Consider the following 13,733-nt stretch of genomic DNA (forward strand, 5'->3'; position numbering starts at 1 on the left):
GGCGCTTCTCAACATTGGTGACTGGAACTCGCTCCCGTCGCGCGCGCTTCTCGCAGCACCTCGGAGTTAAGTGTGGATCAGATCAACATTGCAAAGCCGTCAAACGGCGCAGGCACTCGCATTGGCAGCCAACTTAAAGAAGCGCGCGTTGCGAAAGGGTGCAGTCTGGAAGACCTGGCAATCGCCACCGGGCTCACCGGTGCGGAAATTGCGGCGATCGAGGACGGCACAGTTCGAAAACGCCGACTCGGCTCCGTTTCTGGTTACAGGTCGTGCGGCAGCAGAGCCTCGATCTTGCAGACGACGCCGGCAGGATCATAGCAGATCCTCGATCGGCCGTTGAGCTCGGCCGCCAAAAGTCTTTCGATCAGACGGCTGCCGAATCCTTTCCGTGACGGTTGCTCTACGGCAGGACCGTTCCGCTCCATCCAACGGAAGGTCAGCCGACCCGTCTCCTCGTCACAGTGCCAAGTGATGGCGACCAAACCTTCCGGCGCGGACAAGGCGCCGTACTTGGCCGCGTTGGTTGCCAACTCGTGAACGGCGAGCGCAAAGGATACGACAGCTTTCTGTGGCAACAGGACCGAAGTTCCGTCGATGTCGAATGCTTCCGGCGGATAGGGTTCGAGAACCTGCTTCACTAAGTCGACGAGATCGGCGCGCTGCCAGTCGCTGTGCGTGAGCAAGTCATGTGCATGCGCCATGGACATCAGTCTGGCATTGAAAGACGCCACTTCGTCGGGCCCGCTCCCGTCCCGGTCCAACGTCTGCCGCGAGATCGCCATCACCGTCGCGAAAACATTCTTGACCCGGTGGTTAAGTTCACCGATCAGCACGTTCTGCAACCGCTCCGCTTCCTTGCGGGCGGTGATGTCTTGAGACATCTTCGAGGCACCCACGGCCTTTCCGTTGCTATCGTAGATCGGCGACACGCTGAGCTGGACATCGACAAGACGACCGTCTTTTCGAAGCCGCTGCGTCTCGTAGAGATGGATCGTCTCGCCAGCGCTGATCTTGCGCAGGATTTCCGGCTCCTCGTCCCGCCGGTCTTCCGGGAGAAGCATCAGGACCGACTGGCCGACCGCTTCGTCGCCGGTATAACCATACAGCTTCTCCGCGGCAGCGTTCCAGGCGGTGATAGTCATATCGAGGTCGATGCTGAGGATCGCATCGTTGGACGACGCCACGATCGACGCCAACTGTCGCTCTGCTTCCTGAGCTCGTTTGCTCGCCGAGATGTCGATTGCGATAAAGCCGACCTGACGAACCGCGCCCTTCTCGTCTCTGAGGGGCGAAACGGAGATGGCTGTCCAGACTTGGCGACCGTCCTTACAGACGCACCGCTTTTCCATGTCGAAGCTTTCGCCAGTCGCAACGAGGTGCTCAAAGCGCTTTTCGGCCTCCGGCAGATCGTCGACACTGGTGATGTCCTTGAAGCTCATGCCGACGAGTTCGTTGTCCTTATATCCCAGCATCTCGCTGAAACGTCGGTTGACCAAGGTTATCTGCCCAGAGAGTTCCGTCTGACCAATACCCGCTGCCGACTGCGAGAAGAGCGCCTGGAGCCGCTCCTCGCTCTCCTTTAGCGCGAGCTGAGACCGCATTCTTTCGGTCGTTTCGCTTACGATGCAGAACACACCCCGGACCTTGCCCCTTTCATCCCTTATCGCTGAATAGGAGATGTCGAAGTAGACATTCTCGGGATGGCCGTGACGCTCGATATAAAACGGACGGTCCTTAGCGGATACGGTCTCACCGGTCTCAAGAACGTGGCGGAGCAACGGCTCAAGGTCGTCCCAGAGTTCGCTCCAGTTCTCGCGAGCCGGCCGTCCGAAGGCGCGAGGATGCCGCAGGCCGATGCTGGGGGCGTAGGCGTCGTTGTAGAGGGCCACATACTGTTCGCCCCAAAACATGACGATCTGAGCATGGGAGGGCAGCATGATATCGAGGGCAGATGCGAGGCAGGCAGGCCACCGGGACGGATGACCCAAGATAGAGTCGTCCCACGCCCCGCCCTCGATCATCTGAGCGATGCTTTCGGGGACATCAACGCCTGGTTTGGATGTGATCGACACTTCGCCCTTCCTCCCGCCATTCCGGCGGACTTGAACGACCGAAAAGTAAGTCATTTCCGATAGATCACAAGGGCGTTTTGTCTGATAGCCGAAGGATACTGAGCGGTGGGACGATTCCAGGGTCGATAGCTAACTGCAGGCGTCATCGATAACGTCCCATAGACGTTGCTTCGGCATCCTCCGCCAGCACGAGACTGGCGGGAGGGGCGGCATCCGGGTTGCCACCCACGACCTTCGAGATGTACTCGAGGGCGTTCTTCATGCCGTTCATCGTATAGGGCTTTTCGATCGCGCCGACCGCCCCGGCGAAATCGTCCGGCAGCCGTTTCAAATTGCCGCTCACGAACACGTATGGGACGCCGATCGCAGCAAGATTTCTTCCAACGTCGATCCCCGTCGGCCCGTCTTGGAGATGAATGTCGACGAAAGCGAAGTCGGGACGCTGTCTTTCGAGGGCTTCGCGGGCCTGTTCAAGGTTCATCACTGTCCCTGTTACTTCATGCCCGGCGGTCTCGATCTCGTATTCGAGCTCCATGGCAAGCAGCATCTCGTCTTCGACGATCATCACTTTCAATGCGACTTCTCCTGTGCGGCGTCGACCATCAGGGTGACGTCCACCCGTGTTCTGTGGCCTTCGACCGTCTTTTCTATCTGTGCCTCGACCTGTCGAGCCGAAGTCTCTAATAGGATTCGCCCGATTTCGGCGCTTTCTTCATCCACCTCCACAGGGATTACCGTGTCCTCGACCCGAATGAGAAAGTGGCCGTTCAATCGCTTTACGACGACATGGATTTCCCCGCCTCCGTCGCTCAGTCCGCGCCGGACGGCGTCGCCCACCAGCTCGTTGACGATAAGCGAGAGCGGGGTCGCTTTCACCGCCGGCACGAAGACTGGGTGAAGGTCGAGCGTAAGCCGAATGTCGTCGCGGCCTACCGCTCCAACCAGATCGGTGACGATCTCCTTCGTGAAGTCGGAGATGTCGAAGCGGGAGACGTCGTCGAGCGTGAAGAGCTTTCTCTGGACGGTGCTAAGTGCTTCCACCCGATTGAGGACCGACATGAGAACGCGCTTGTGGCTGTCGTCCTTCGTCACCCTTGCCTGTAGCTTCACGATGGACGCCATGGTCAAAAAGTTGTTCTTCACACGATGATCGACTTCGTGGACAAGAAGCGTTCGCGCCTTCAGCGCTGATTCGAGCTTTTCGGTATGGCTCGCAACCTCCTCCTCGGCACGATGTCGCGCCGCGGCAAGATCGGCCTCCCTGCTCTTCACGTTTGTGAAGTCGAGCTGGGAGGCGAAGAAGTAGATAATGCTGCCCTCGTCGTCCCGCACTGGCGACAGAAACAGCGCATTCCAGAAGGGATTGCCATCCTTCTTGTAGTTCAGGATGTCGATGGCGATATCGGCCCCGGCCTCGACAGCTTCGCGGATGCGCGCAACGGCTTCTCGACTGGTTTCCGGTCCTTGCAGGAATCGGCAGTTGCGACCGACGACTTCGCTGCTCACATACCCCGTCAGCTTCTCGAAGGCCGAGTTACAGAAAATGATCGGATTATCGTGCTGGTTCGGGTCGGTCACGATCATAGGCATGCGCGTTGCCTTGAACGCGGCAGCGAAGGGATCCTCGCGGACATGCCGCGCAAGGAGCCGATCTCCGGCGTTTTGGGCGTCGGAGCGTCTCTGATCGTCATTCGTCATTAGTGACCCGGCCGTTGTTCAAGCAACTCTAAATGCCGGAAACAGGGACCCGGTTCCGCGTGCGCTGGAAAAAACAGCGACCTGCTCCAAGGAATGAAGCGCGCCCTAGTCATATGAGCGCGCCGCTCGTTGTCGTCCCTGATCAAGAAAATCAGATGCCGCACGTTGGTGGTCGACTTAGGAAAGGGAGTGCCCCGTCGTGCTCGTCCACACCCGATGACGCTCCTCGTCCTGGTACGCCTTCATGAAGAACGCCTTCGACTCCGGAATAGCGTCCTCATGACGAGAGGCACGCTCGTACGCAGTGACCGTGTCGTCTTCGTTCGTCTTCATCGCCTTCAGAATGGCTTTGTCGCCCATAACGTCGGCGAGCGCGATCTTGCCCGTCGTCAGCATCTGCTTCATGTCGCCTTCGGTCGGGGCCTCGATGCCGAGCTCGCGGGCGATCTCTGTCAAAGTTGCGACATGCTGAAGGTGATCCTGCTTGAACTCGGAAATCTTCGCGCTCAGCGTCTTGTCGTCGAGCCGTTCAATGCAGGAGTCGTATGCAGCGATGGCGCCGTGCTCGAGATACAGGAGATCCTTTACGAGCTTTTCGATGCTGCTTTTTTACCGACAATGGTGACTATGTTGTGCTCCTCTTTGTCTCCTGGTGTCCGGCAACGCCCGAGGGCGCGGCGTCGTTCCGATTGCGGTGCGAAGCGTACGCTATCGGACACGAGGGCGTCGTAGTTCAATCGAACGGCTGGCCGGGTCGCTGGAACAGACATCAGACCTTCGGAGTGGGTAGCGGGACTGCTTCGTACTCCGGCAGGTCGATACCATTCGCGTTTGTCGCGAACATCTTCACTTCAATCTGTTTGATGCCGGGCGTCGACGCCACGCGAAGAACCGCATGCTGCAGGGTGACGCCGAAGCGCGTATGTGGCTGAAGCATCTTCGGTGCGATTTTCGGGGCACCCTGCCCCGTCTCCACGAACGGCCGCATGATCTCCCCGTACCGACGGAGCGCCGTGGGCAGATCGGCCGCGTGGGCAAGCTCGCCGGCAAGCACATACGCTCCGACGATCGCAAGCGTTGTGCCCACGCCAGCGATAGGGGTCGCGCACCACGCGGCGTCACCGGTCAGAATCATCCTGCCCTTCGACCAGCGATCCATTTTCACTTGGCGCAGGACATCGAAATAGAGATCGTCGGTCGTCTCAAGTCCCTTGAGCACGCGCCCTGTGTGGAAAGACAAATCATCCGAACCGCACTGGAGGATGACGCGCTCTCCCAGCGTTTGCAGCCTGGTTTTCGCCGGCGTTTGACGCCGGCAAGGATTCGCTTGGACCATTGGAACATCGAAACGACGATGTTCCCGCCTTGCAAACGATCTCCATTCCCTACCGATGCTCATACGAAGACGCTCTTTTCCTGCGTGAGCTTCGCCGTGTCCAGTCGTCGGCGGTGCGGGTCGCCTATGCCAATGCGGTCACTGCCGACGGATCGAGGGTGGCCGAGAAGGATATTCGCGAACTGGTGAAGAGCCGGTTCGTCAAAGCCGGGCGGCTGGATAGCTGGGCGCTGCGCCACCAGGCTCGGCGTCATCAAGAGCAAGATCCGTCCGGATGGAAAGATGATCTTCGGTGGCAAGGCGCATCTCGAGCGGCGTCGGAAAGGATTGATCGACCGGGAGGAGTGGCGGCACAGGCGACTGCTGCCGTTCGTCAGTTATGGCGACAGCCAGAAGGTCCGCGGCAATCAAAACATCCACCTGGTCGACGAGACCACGATCGTGCTGAAGATCGGCCGCAAGGAAGGTGGCGGCAGGTCGGGCAGGACCGTGACGCAACGTGCCGTGCTGCATTGTCGATCTTTGCGCCATGTCCGACAAGAAAGATCGGATCAACGTCACGTATTCGATCGGCGACACGCATATCGGCATAACTTTCGATCCCGCGGACCTGCCACAGCATCCTCAGCGAAGGACACCTGTGCGGCCGTTGAAGGGCCGAGCTTTCGGCATCGACCTCAATCCCAACTGGATCGGGTTCGCCGCCGTCGAGAACGCTCGCTATCCTTCGTTTCTGAAGGATTCGACGCTGCTCGAGCATGCGCTAATAAAGCTCGACATGGGCAAAGACGCCTCACCGGAATTCGTGCGCGAGACACTGGCCGCCGTCATCGACCGGGTGATCGGACTGGCGCGCAAGCACCGCTGCGGCGTCATAACCGTCGAGAAAGGATTGGGGAAGTTGAGATCGAGCGGCCGGAACCGCTCTCTCAATCGTCTACTGAACTACTGGGCAAGAACCGTGTTTGTCGCGATGCTTCAGCGTCGCGCCCGTCCTGCCGGCATCGAAGTGCTTGAGGTCTGGGGAGGATATTCCTCCACCATCGGCAACCTCGCCTTCGAGGCCCCCGACGCCTGCGCGTCGGCAGCGGAGATCGCTAGGCGCGGCATAGCGCGACTAGCAGGAGTTAAGGACGTTCTGCCGGCTTTCGGCGAAGGGACGGTGGCGCGCCTACGGAAGGATTTGCCACTCCCCGTCGAGGTTGAGAGCTGGGGAGGGGTCCATCGGACAATCAAAGCGGCGAAGATTGGCTACCGCCGCCCGCATCCCGACGTGCAGCAAGGCCGTCGAGATTCCTATGCCCACGGGACGCTTGCGTCACATGGGCATGCGGTCGTTCGCCTTCATCGACGCCGCAGGCCGGGACTTGTGTTCCGCGCGGCGCCGGCGAGGCCGGACGAAGCAGTTCGGGATTTGATCAATCAACGTGACGGTGTGCCGTCGGCACACGTTTCCACATCAGAATCCGGATAGCCGAAAAAGGCAATTCAGAATATTAGCGAAGTGAATAAAGACACTAGGCGACTCCCGTAAGCCGGCGTCTTCATTGAAAATATTTTTGTCCTCCTCGGCGGGTTGCCTGTGGATTGCGGATCGGATAGTCAGCCCGCCGCTCAGGCATGAAGTCCGAGCATCGGAGACATGATGGCGAGACGGCGACGGAACTTGGGAGGCGGCGACGGACCGACGCTGAAGGACATCAGGGATACGGTCATCGTACTTGAGTGCTCCTGTTGCGACCGCCGCGACCGCTTCGAGCGGAAGGTTCTGGTGACGCAGTTCGGGGCTACGGCGTGTCTCGCAAAGTTGCGTCGTCGACTTGCAATGGGGTGCGTTAAGATGGTCGGCTCGGACGGCGATCGCTGCGGAACTAGGTTTCTAGGCCTCTATCGATAGCGCTGCCGGAACAATCGGTTCTGATGGTCGTTCGCTCCTCACAATCACGGAGGAGAATTCCATGACCAATGTTTACAATGAAAGCGCGCCCGCTTTCGCAGGCAGTCTCGCCAAAAGCACGCTGACCGCATTCTTCGACAGCCGGAGCGACGCCGAGACGGCGATCGAAAAGCTGAAGGCAGCAGGCGTTGCAGAAGTCCGTCTCATGCCTGGATATGAAGCCGACGGCGAAGGGTCTGCTGCCGCATCGGATGGTTCCGGTTTTTGGGCCGGGCTGGCCGACTGGTTCTTCCCGGATGAAGATCGCGACGTGTATGCCGAAGGTCTTCGCCGCGGCGGCTTCCTCGTCTCCGCTTCAGTGAACGAAGGCAACTACGACACCGCACACGACATCCTCGACAACGAGGGTTCCATCGACATCGACGAGCGGGCGGACCTGTGGCGGACGGAAGGCTGGTCGGCCGGCGGGTACGACCAGCAGGCTGCAACGTCCACTGAAGACGTGTTCCAGGCGGACGCGGCGGCTGGCAACGCAACGGGCGTCGGCCGCTACAGCAGAAGCGCCAAGGCGACTTCGCCAAAAGTGCGAGAATATGATCTCGCCGAAAACCTTCCCAGCGACGTTGTCGACGACGTCATTCCGACGGGTCACCAGCGCGATGTTTCCGAAGGTGACCGGCCCGCCGAGGATCGTATGTCGCAGAGCCAGTCTATCGACGACCTGAGACAGAGCCAGATTCTGCCCAGCAGCCGTTGACGTTGGAGACCTTGGAAGCCGCGCATGCGCGCGGCTTCCCTCTACCTTCTACCGCATCTGGCCTTCGTTCTCGTCCGCCGGATCGAAATTGATGTCCCAGTCTTTGACGGGCTTCTCTCCGGGAGGCGTTTTGTGTTCGGTTGCATCTTCCGATCCGGTAATCACCGTCGGCTTGGCGCTGTGAACGCCCGTCGACTTCCGGTCCGCGACCGACTTGGCGTACTGGCCCTCGGCATCTTTTTCAACGTTTGACATCCTAATCGCCTCTCTGCTTGAGACCGTCGGATCGCTGTCTGTCTCACCGTTCGCATCCCGCGCCTGATCGGGATCGTCTTTTGCCGGCAGGTAGCCGGGCGGCGTGTTCTCCTGAGGGCCTTCCCAGCGCGGCGACTGGTCGGTAGTGCCGGGAGCACCGTCCTTTAGCTTGTCCATTCCCATGGTTGTACCTCCTGTTGAATGAGAAGGTAACCTTGGTGCCCGTAGCTTGTTCCTCTTCGTGATTGCACCGGGATCGGAACCATCTGTTATGATCGACATTCCTTATAAGAGCGCGGGCCGTGTCAACCGGACGCGACAGGGATGGTGAACATCATGGTTTTTCCGGTTTCCCGTGATGGCCAACGAAACGGCAGACGAGCGCCCCACCTGTCCGGTATCGCCTCACCCCGAGACAGAATGGAGCCATGATGACAGACGATCCGCAGTCGCAGACGATCGCTTGGTTCCACTCGCTGGCCTCCGTCCTTCCTGCCGAGATGGTGGGCGTCTGGCGTGGCGAAGGCATTCCCTCCGGCCATCCGCTCGACGGAGTGCTCGAAAACCTGCAATGGGTCGGGAAGAGGTTCCAAGCCGACCTGCGGGCGGACGCACTTCTTTTCCAAGGGAGACCCGGCCGACTTGTCGCGATCGAGCCGTCCTACTTCCCCATAAGGCTAGCCCTACGCTTCGCGCCCATAGGCCGGACGTCCGTTGCAAAAAGGTGGTTTTCCTACCTTCAGAAGGCCGTGCGCGCCCGCGGGACAACGGCGATGCTCTCCCTGCGTATGATGGACGGCTCGGAGACGGCTGCGATGGTTTACGACAAGCAGCCGATCGTCGACTATTTCAGACGGGTGGCAGATGACGAAGTCGCCGGCATGATGGTCGTCGAAGGCGACGAGCGGCGGTATTTCTTCCGGCTGCGGCGCGTCGACATTCCGGGGCAGGACCGATGACGAGCAAAAAGGCGCCTGGGAAGTCCGCTCTTGAGACGCCAGACGGCCGATACACCATCGTGCGCGGACGGCTTTGGAGAAAGACGAACCCTCATCTTGCGGAAGGAGAGCGAAAGCGCCTGGTGTCGGCACGGAGAGCGGTGAAGGATAAGGACGGGAACGACAAGCACCTTCGCGACGCAAGATGGGCTGTTGACGCCGCAAAGGTCGCGCTCGGGGAACGCGGGCCTGTGTGGTGGACCGATGGAGCGCCGGATCTCAATCGGTGCATGGTGCGGACGACACACTATGCGGAATGGTTTGCCGGTCGATGCCTCTCTTGATCGGGTCCGCCCGTCGGTTCAGGCGGGAGCTACGGCGAAGTCAACACCTGCCGATCCTTGGTGACGTCGCGACTGCTCGCGCCGCTCTTTACCAACTCAGCGCGGCGACCGTTCCGGATCATCTTGCACCTGAGATTGCAAGGGTGGCGAAACTCGTGGCGGACGACTATGAGCGTGAGAAATCACTCGGTCAGGGTGCTCTCCTTGATCTTGACCACTTTTCTGTAACACTGGGCATTAGCCGGGGACGCTACCCCTGTGCAGTCTTGGAAACAGCCAGACGATACCGCTCAGCCGCCCAGCCCGTGACTTGAAGCGAGTTGATCGACGAAGTCTATCGCCGACTCAGGGCCGTCAACACGCACCACTTCCTGAGGCTCGGAAGATGACATGCAATAGCAGGCATCGCCATCATCGAGCGTGGCGACTACCGTGATTTTCCCGTCTTCGACATCAACAGCGACGCAGTGTCCATCGATAAATTGGAAAGTCCGAAGGACCATGCCCTGGACTTTCGTAGGCCGAGGAATTTCGCGGCCGTCCTGCCAACGTCAACACTTTCCATGACCGTTCTTCGATGATTGGCCATTTCGAACAACTAACGCTACGTTGCGGCCCTTCAAACACCCCTCGAAAAGGCTTTAACCCTCGATCATGTCCACCGCGCGTTCTAAACGCGGCCCTGGCGGGATTGCTCCATAATCATTGTGTAGTCCGACAACCTCAGTCGTCCAATCTTGGTAACGCCATGCTTTAAAACCGCCATCTCAGGTTCCTGACGGCAATCTTGGGCGGACTGCATAACGAGAGCGTTCGAGGCGTCTTGTAGGTAAACCGCTTCTTGCACTTGGCCTCTGGACATTGAAAATTCCTTTTGGCTGCGACTGCGATGGGTGGAAACGACCAGATGCTGATGCGGTTCCAGGACGACAAGAATTGAAATCATCAAGCTGGGCAAATGAACAAAGAACTTAGACCCGATCAATTGAACAAAGCATGCTGGACAGACGGCATTCACGCTGCCAGTGCCCACCTAAGCTCACCCGCGCGCTCGCTTCTTTGATCTTCCCAAACGGTTTGATCAAATCCGCGGCGATCTGCGACAGTGCCAGTTACAGATTTCAGGGGCTTTTCTCGTAAGGCATGGAGAACAAATTCCCATTTTTCAGGCTGGTCAAAAGGTGGCGTGAGGAGGTTCCCATGAAGAACATTGTAACCGTTTCCGCCGCCATTGGGCTGTCGGCTGCCGCCGCTTTCGCGCAGAGCAAGACCTCGTCCACTTCCCGAAACCAAACCGGCTGTGAAGGGCATCCGTCGGGCGGTTCGGACGTCACCGCGAGCGTCGATGAGAGCCAAGTGCATCTGCACGATCCATCCGCTCCCAGCCACGTCCTGTCAACTACCGGGCAAGTCGTGCAACTTACAGGAGCGGGGCTGGATCCGCGGTTGACGAGCACGCGGCCCCGTAGACGCCTCAGGGAATCGAAGCGGAACGTGAGCGCTATCGCCAAGTCTAATCAATGACGTCTGCGAGCGGCCCGCGTCACCTGTGGATATGCAGCTAATGATAGCCACTGTTTCAAGCCTCAACCATCCTCCGAAGTCTCGCACCGAGACTGCTGCGGGAACGATTAGCCCATCGAGCCGTTAATTATGGTGAGGATGGAAAGGATTATCACATGGACTGGAATCGAGTTGAAGGAAATTGGAAGCAGGTAAAGGGTAAGGTCAAGGAGCAGTGGGGGAAACTGACTGACGACGATCTCGACGTAATCGCCGGCAAGCGCGATCAACTGGAAGGTAAGATCCAAGAACGGTACGGATATGAAAAGGACCGCACCAAAAGGGACATCGATGACTGGTACGGTCGCCAGTCTTGGTAGCTCGACCTGTCATGAAAAGTCGCCGGAATACTCGGCGGCTTTCTTTATGCAATTGTGAGGGCGGTCAACTACATGGCGCCGCCCTGGTTCCAAAATACGTCTAGGGCCTGGAACAATTTCGGCAAATAGACGTGTGAAGCACGTTCGATACCTTGAGGTTGAAATGGCCAAGATTGTTAGCGCGGCTGATCTCCAGCTTCTTCAGGATGTCCTTTTGGATGCGGGATATAACGTAAACATTTGTGACAACCAGCGATCGCAAAACGTTGAAGCAAGCACACCCCTGGCAGCAGTAGCCGATCGGGCAATTCGGGGCGTAAGATCTCCGGCAGACGCCGGAAAGAGGTCAGCGAACTGGGGTCACCGGCAGTAGGAGGATCATTAGCCTGTCGCGCTCAACCTGCTCGCAAGCGCTTGACCCTCCTTAAGCGAGCGTATGCCCAGTCAAAGACGGCGACAAGCCGAGCGAACGTCGTACATAGGTCAACATTTCACTTCAATTGTGTGCGGCGTTAGTCCCCGTACCTGGAACAAAGCGGGCAGCAAATTGTTCTCTAAGAGCGTCGGGTAACCGCGCACTCCAGTATGTCCAGTACCAACTCGCCCCGCCTAATCTGCGGGGCGCTTTTAAGCATGGTAACAAGGTGTGTCGCAGAAGGTACGGGACATTTTCTCTCCAGTGCATTTATGGGCTGCCTTTGTTCCCTCATACCCCCACTCGACGCGGGGCTTTCTTGAAGGGTTGGCTAGACGGTCAAAAGCTGAGGCTCCGCTCCGCACAGAGGGCTGAGAACAATCCCGAGCATGAGGAAGACCGCCTCGTAACGATGGAGGAGCAACCTCTGACACCCCAGCAATGCCGCGCGGCCCGCGCCATCCTCGACCTGCCACAGAGCGAACTCGCGCGCCGAGCTCGGGTCGACATCGAAACGTTGAAAATCTTCGAGACGGCGGGCGAGGCCTGCGCCGATGATGTCGAGGCTCTAAGACGAGCATTGGAAGAGGTAGGAGTTATGATGATAGCCACGGGTACGAGTGCGCCCGCGGGCGGTGAAGGAGTGCGCCTTGCCGCACCTTCTCAGAAATCATTTGATACGGAGGAGAGCGAAGTCGTTCAATATCCCGAATTCATGCGAAATGATGCGCCGCCTGGCGCTGGCGGCTAGATTTTTACCGAATTGGATTTCCGCCTGCACGCGAGACGTGACGTCCCGTGTGGGCCGCACGATCGCATACCGCCCGGTTCCGGCCCCCGCTCTTCGCCGAATATAGAGCCTTGTCAGCTCGTAAGATCAGGTCGCTCGCCTCCGCGGGATCGTTCTTCCCCGAAAACGCCACTCCGATGCTCGCCGTAATCGTCATTGACTGCTCGCCTTCCACTGGAATGCGCATCGCCTCGATACGCCTGCAAAGAAACAATGCGTCAACGAGGGCCTGCTCTTCGCTGTCTGCATTGTAGACGACCACGAACTCTTCGCCGCCGTACCGCGCCGACAGCGGCTTCGATAGGTCTTCAATCGACGACAATACAAGTGCCAGGCTTTGCAGGCATCGATCGCCGATCTGGTGGCCATACCGGTCGTTGATTGATTTAAAGTGGTCCAGGTCGATCATGAGAACCGCAGTTCCGCCCAGCCTGCTGAGGTCGGAGAGCGAGGCCTTCAAGAAAGTCTCGAATGTCCTCCGGTTCGCAAGTCCAGTCAAAGAATCCTCTTCTGCAAGAGCCTGCAGCACGACGTTCTTACGCCGAAGCTCGCTTGTAGTCTCGCCGTAGGAGTAGATTGCGTCGTCGATCATCGCGAGTTCGGTAAGGATCGGTCGCGTTCGGTGGGGGACTGTCGGAGCGTTGTTGTTTATTCGATTGAGATTGGCGATAGCCGAGAGGATTGGGTTCGCGAGATGTCGACGGGCCAACCAAAGGAAAACGATGCATGAAAGACCGGGTATCAGCAATGTAGCGAGCACCGTGTAGCGAGTCCTGGCAGCACCGGACTGGATTTCCTCCGCAAGCCTGTCGGCCGCTAGCGCTGCATCGCCACTCAGTTCCTTGCCCATATCGTCCAGCGTCTTGATCGCCTCGCTGTAGGCTGCGGTGGCACGCTCTTCGAATGTGAATGCGGTCGAGTTTTGAACTGCACTGTCACGGGCTTGCTGGCGCGCCGTGGCGATCTCTTTTGAAAGAATGGCCACCCGCTTGGAACCGGCTACAACGTTAACACCTGCATCGAAAGGAAAACCCTGCGCGAGCGCTTGGACTTGGAGCTGTACCTGTCGTTCAAGACGCCTGTCGCGAGCCAAATAGATTGCTCTGACCAACGATGCCATTCGCTCAGCCTTAATCGCGTTTCGCGTCTGGGAGAGGATTAGAGGTATCTGGGTTTCACGCGTAAACTTGGCTTCGCGCTCGATTTTAGAGAGAAGCACGCCGGTAAAAATCGCAGCGACCAAAGTGTAGATTGCTGCGAGGGCAAACAGACCTCGGCCGGCCGCCCTTAGCGAAGCGCGCCTTCCCGACCTTCCGCGGAACACCGATCTCCACATTTTTGGCGC

15 protein-coding genes and 1 pseudogene are annotated in these 13,733 nt (G+C 58.6%); 7 read left to right on the forward strand and 9 right to left on the reverse strand.

Annotation, left to right across the window (positions count from 1 at the left end; genetic code table 11):
• Positions 1 to 263 precede the first annotated feature (263 nt).
• The 6 genes and pseudogenes from QTL95_RS17390 to QTL95_RS17415 form a co-directional block, all read right to left on the reverse strand.
• On the reverse strand, positions 264 to 2,075 hold the full coding sequence (locus QTL95_RS17390; RefSeq protein WP_442981308.1) for a PAS domain S-box protein: 1,812 nt from the start codon (positions 2,073 to 2,075) through the stop codon (positions 264 to 266).
• Between the two features lie 142 nt (positions 2,076 to 2,217).
• On the reverse strand, positions 2,218 to 2,649 hold the full coding sequence (locus tag QTL95_RS17395) for a response regulator (protein WP_289721179.1): 432 nt from the start codon (positions 2,647 to 2,649) through the stop codon (positions 2,218 to 2,220).
• Positions 2,646 to 3,773, reverse strand: coding sequence for a PAS domain-containing protein (locus QTL95_RS17400; RefSeq protein WP_289721180.1), 1,128 nt, complete (start codon positions 3,771 to 3,773; stop codon positions 2,646 to 2,648). The genes QTL95_RS17395 and QTL95_RS17400 overlap by 4 nt, the downstream gene beginning before the upstream one ends.
• A gap of 177 nt (positions 3,774 to 3,950) precedes the next feature.
• Positions 3,951 to 4,402, reverse strand: a pseudogene (locus QTL95_RS17405) (DUF892 family protein).
• A 140-nt stretch (positions 4,403 to 4,542) separates the two neighbouring features.
• Positions 4,543 to 5,172: an FAD-dependent monooxygenase gene (locus QTL95_RS17410; protein ID WP_289721181.1), complete on the reverse strand. Its 630-nt coding sequence runs from the start codon at positions 5,170 to 5,172 to the stop codon at positions 4,543 to 4,545.
• 138 nt (positions 5,173 to 5,310) lie between these two features.
• Complete coding sequence (locus QTL95_RS17415) at positions 5,311 to 5,622, reverse strand: hypothetical protein (RefSeq protein ID WP_289721182.1); 312 nt, start codon at positions 5,620 to 5,622, stop codon at positions 5,311 to 5,313.
• Positions 5,623 to 5,638: 16 nt separating this feature from the next.
• Here QTL95_RS17415 and QTL95_RS17420 point away from each other — a divergent pair, with 16 nt between their 5' ends.
• Positions 5,639 to 6,583, forward strand: coding sequence for a hypothetical protein (locus QTL95_RS17420; protein WP_289721183.1), 945 nt, complete (start codon positions 5,639 to 5,641; stop codon positions 6,581 to 6,583).
• 484 nt (positions 6,584 to 7,067) lie between these two features.
• Positions 7,068 to 7,763, forward strand: coding sequence for a hypothetical protein (locus tag QTL95_RS17430; protein ID WP_289721184.1), 696 nt, complete (start codon positions 7,068 to 7,070; stop codon positions 7,761 to 7,763).
• A gap of 48 nt (positions 7,764 to 7,811) precedes the next feature.
• Here QTL95_RS17430 and QTL95_RS17435 read toward each other — a convergent pair whose 3' ends face one another.
• Positions 7,812 to 8,018, reverse strand: coding sequence for a hypothetical protein (locus tag QTL95_RS17435; RefSeq protein ID WP_289721513.1), 207 nt, complete (start codon positions 8,016 to 8,018; stop codon positions 7,812 to 7,814).
• A gap of 431 nt (positions 8,019 to 8,449) precedes the next feature.
• On the opposite strand from QTL95_RS17435, the gene QTL95_RS17440 reads away from it, so the two are divergent.
• Complete coding sequence (locus QTL95_RS17440) at positions 8,450 to 8,977, forward strand: GXWXG domain-containing protein (protein ID WP_289721185.1); 528 nt, start codon at positions 8,450 to 8,452, stop codon at positions 8,975 to 8,977.
• Positions 8,974 to 9,300: a hypothetical protein gene (locus QTL95_RS17445; protein WP_289721186.1), complete on the forward strand. Its 327-nt coding sequence runs from the start codon at positions 8,974 to 8,976 to the stop codon at positions 9,298 to 9,300. The genes QTL95_RS17440 and QTL95_RS17445 overlap by 4 nt, the downstream gene beginning before the upstream one ends.
• Before the next feature lie 290 nt (positions 9,301 to 9,590).
• Here the strand turns inward: QTL95_RS17445 and QTL95_RS17450 are convergent, their stop codons facing one another.
• Complete coding sequence (locus tag QTL95_RS17450; protein ID WP_289721187.1) at positions 9,591 to 9,803, reverse strand: hypothetical protein; 213 nt, start codon at positions 9,801 to 9,803, stop codon at positions 9,591 to 9,593.
• A 697-nt stretch (positions 9,804 to 10,500) separates the two neighbouring features.
• Here QTL95_RS17450 and QTL95_RS17455 point away from each other — a divergent pair.
• The 3 genes from QTL95_RS17455 to QTL95_RS17465 all read left to right on the forward strand — a co-directional run bounded on the left by QTL95_RS17455 (position 10,501) and on the right by QTL95_RS17465 (position 12,349).
• Positions 10,501 to 10,824: a hypothetical protein gene (locus tag QTL95_RS17455; RefSeq protein ID WP_289721188.1), complete on the forward strand. Its 324-nt coding sequence runs from the start codon at positions 10,501 to 10,503 to the stop codon at positions 10,822 to 10,824.
• A 155-nt stretch (positions 10,825 to 10,979) separates the two neighbouring features.
• Positions 10,980 to 11,183, forward strand: coding sequence for a CsbD family protein (locus tag QTL95_RS17460; RefSeq protein WP_289721189.1), 204 nt, complete (start codon positions 10,980 to 10,982; stop codon positions 11,181 to 11,183).
• A gap of 827 nt (positions 11,184 to 12,010) precedes the next feature.
• A complete protein-coding gene (locus tag QTL95_RS17465) occupies positions 12,011 to 12,349 on the forward strand; it encodes an XRE family transcriptional regulator (protein WP_289721190.1) in 339 nt (112 codons plus the stop codon).
• 4 nt (positions 12,350 to 12,353) lie between these two features.
• Here QTL95_RS17465 and QTL95_RS17470 read toward each other — a convergent pair whose 3' ends face one another.
• Complete coding sequence (locus tag QTL95_RS17470) at positions 12,354 to 13,508, reverse strand: GGDEF domain-containing protein (protein ID WP_289721191.1); 1,155 nt, start codon at positions 13,506 to 13,508, stop codon at positions 12,354 to 12,356.
• Positions 13,509 to 13,733: the final 225 nt, after the last annotated feature.

It is taken from the genome of Rhizobium sp. S152, assembly GCF_030380735.1.
Taxonomy (GTDB): domain Bacteria; phylum Pseudomonadota; class Alphaproteobacteria; order Rhizobiales; family Rhizobiaceae; genus Rhizobium.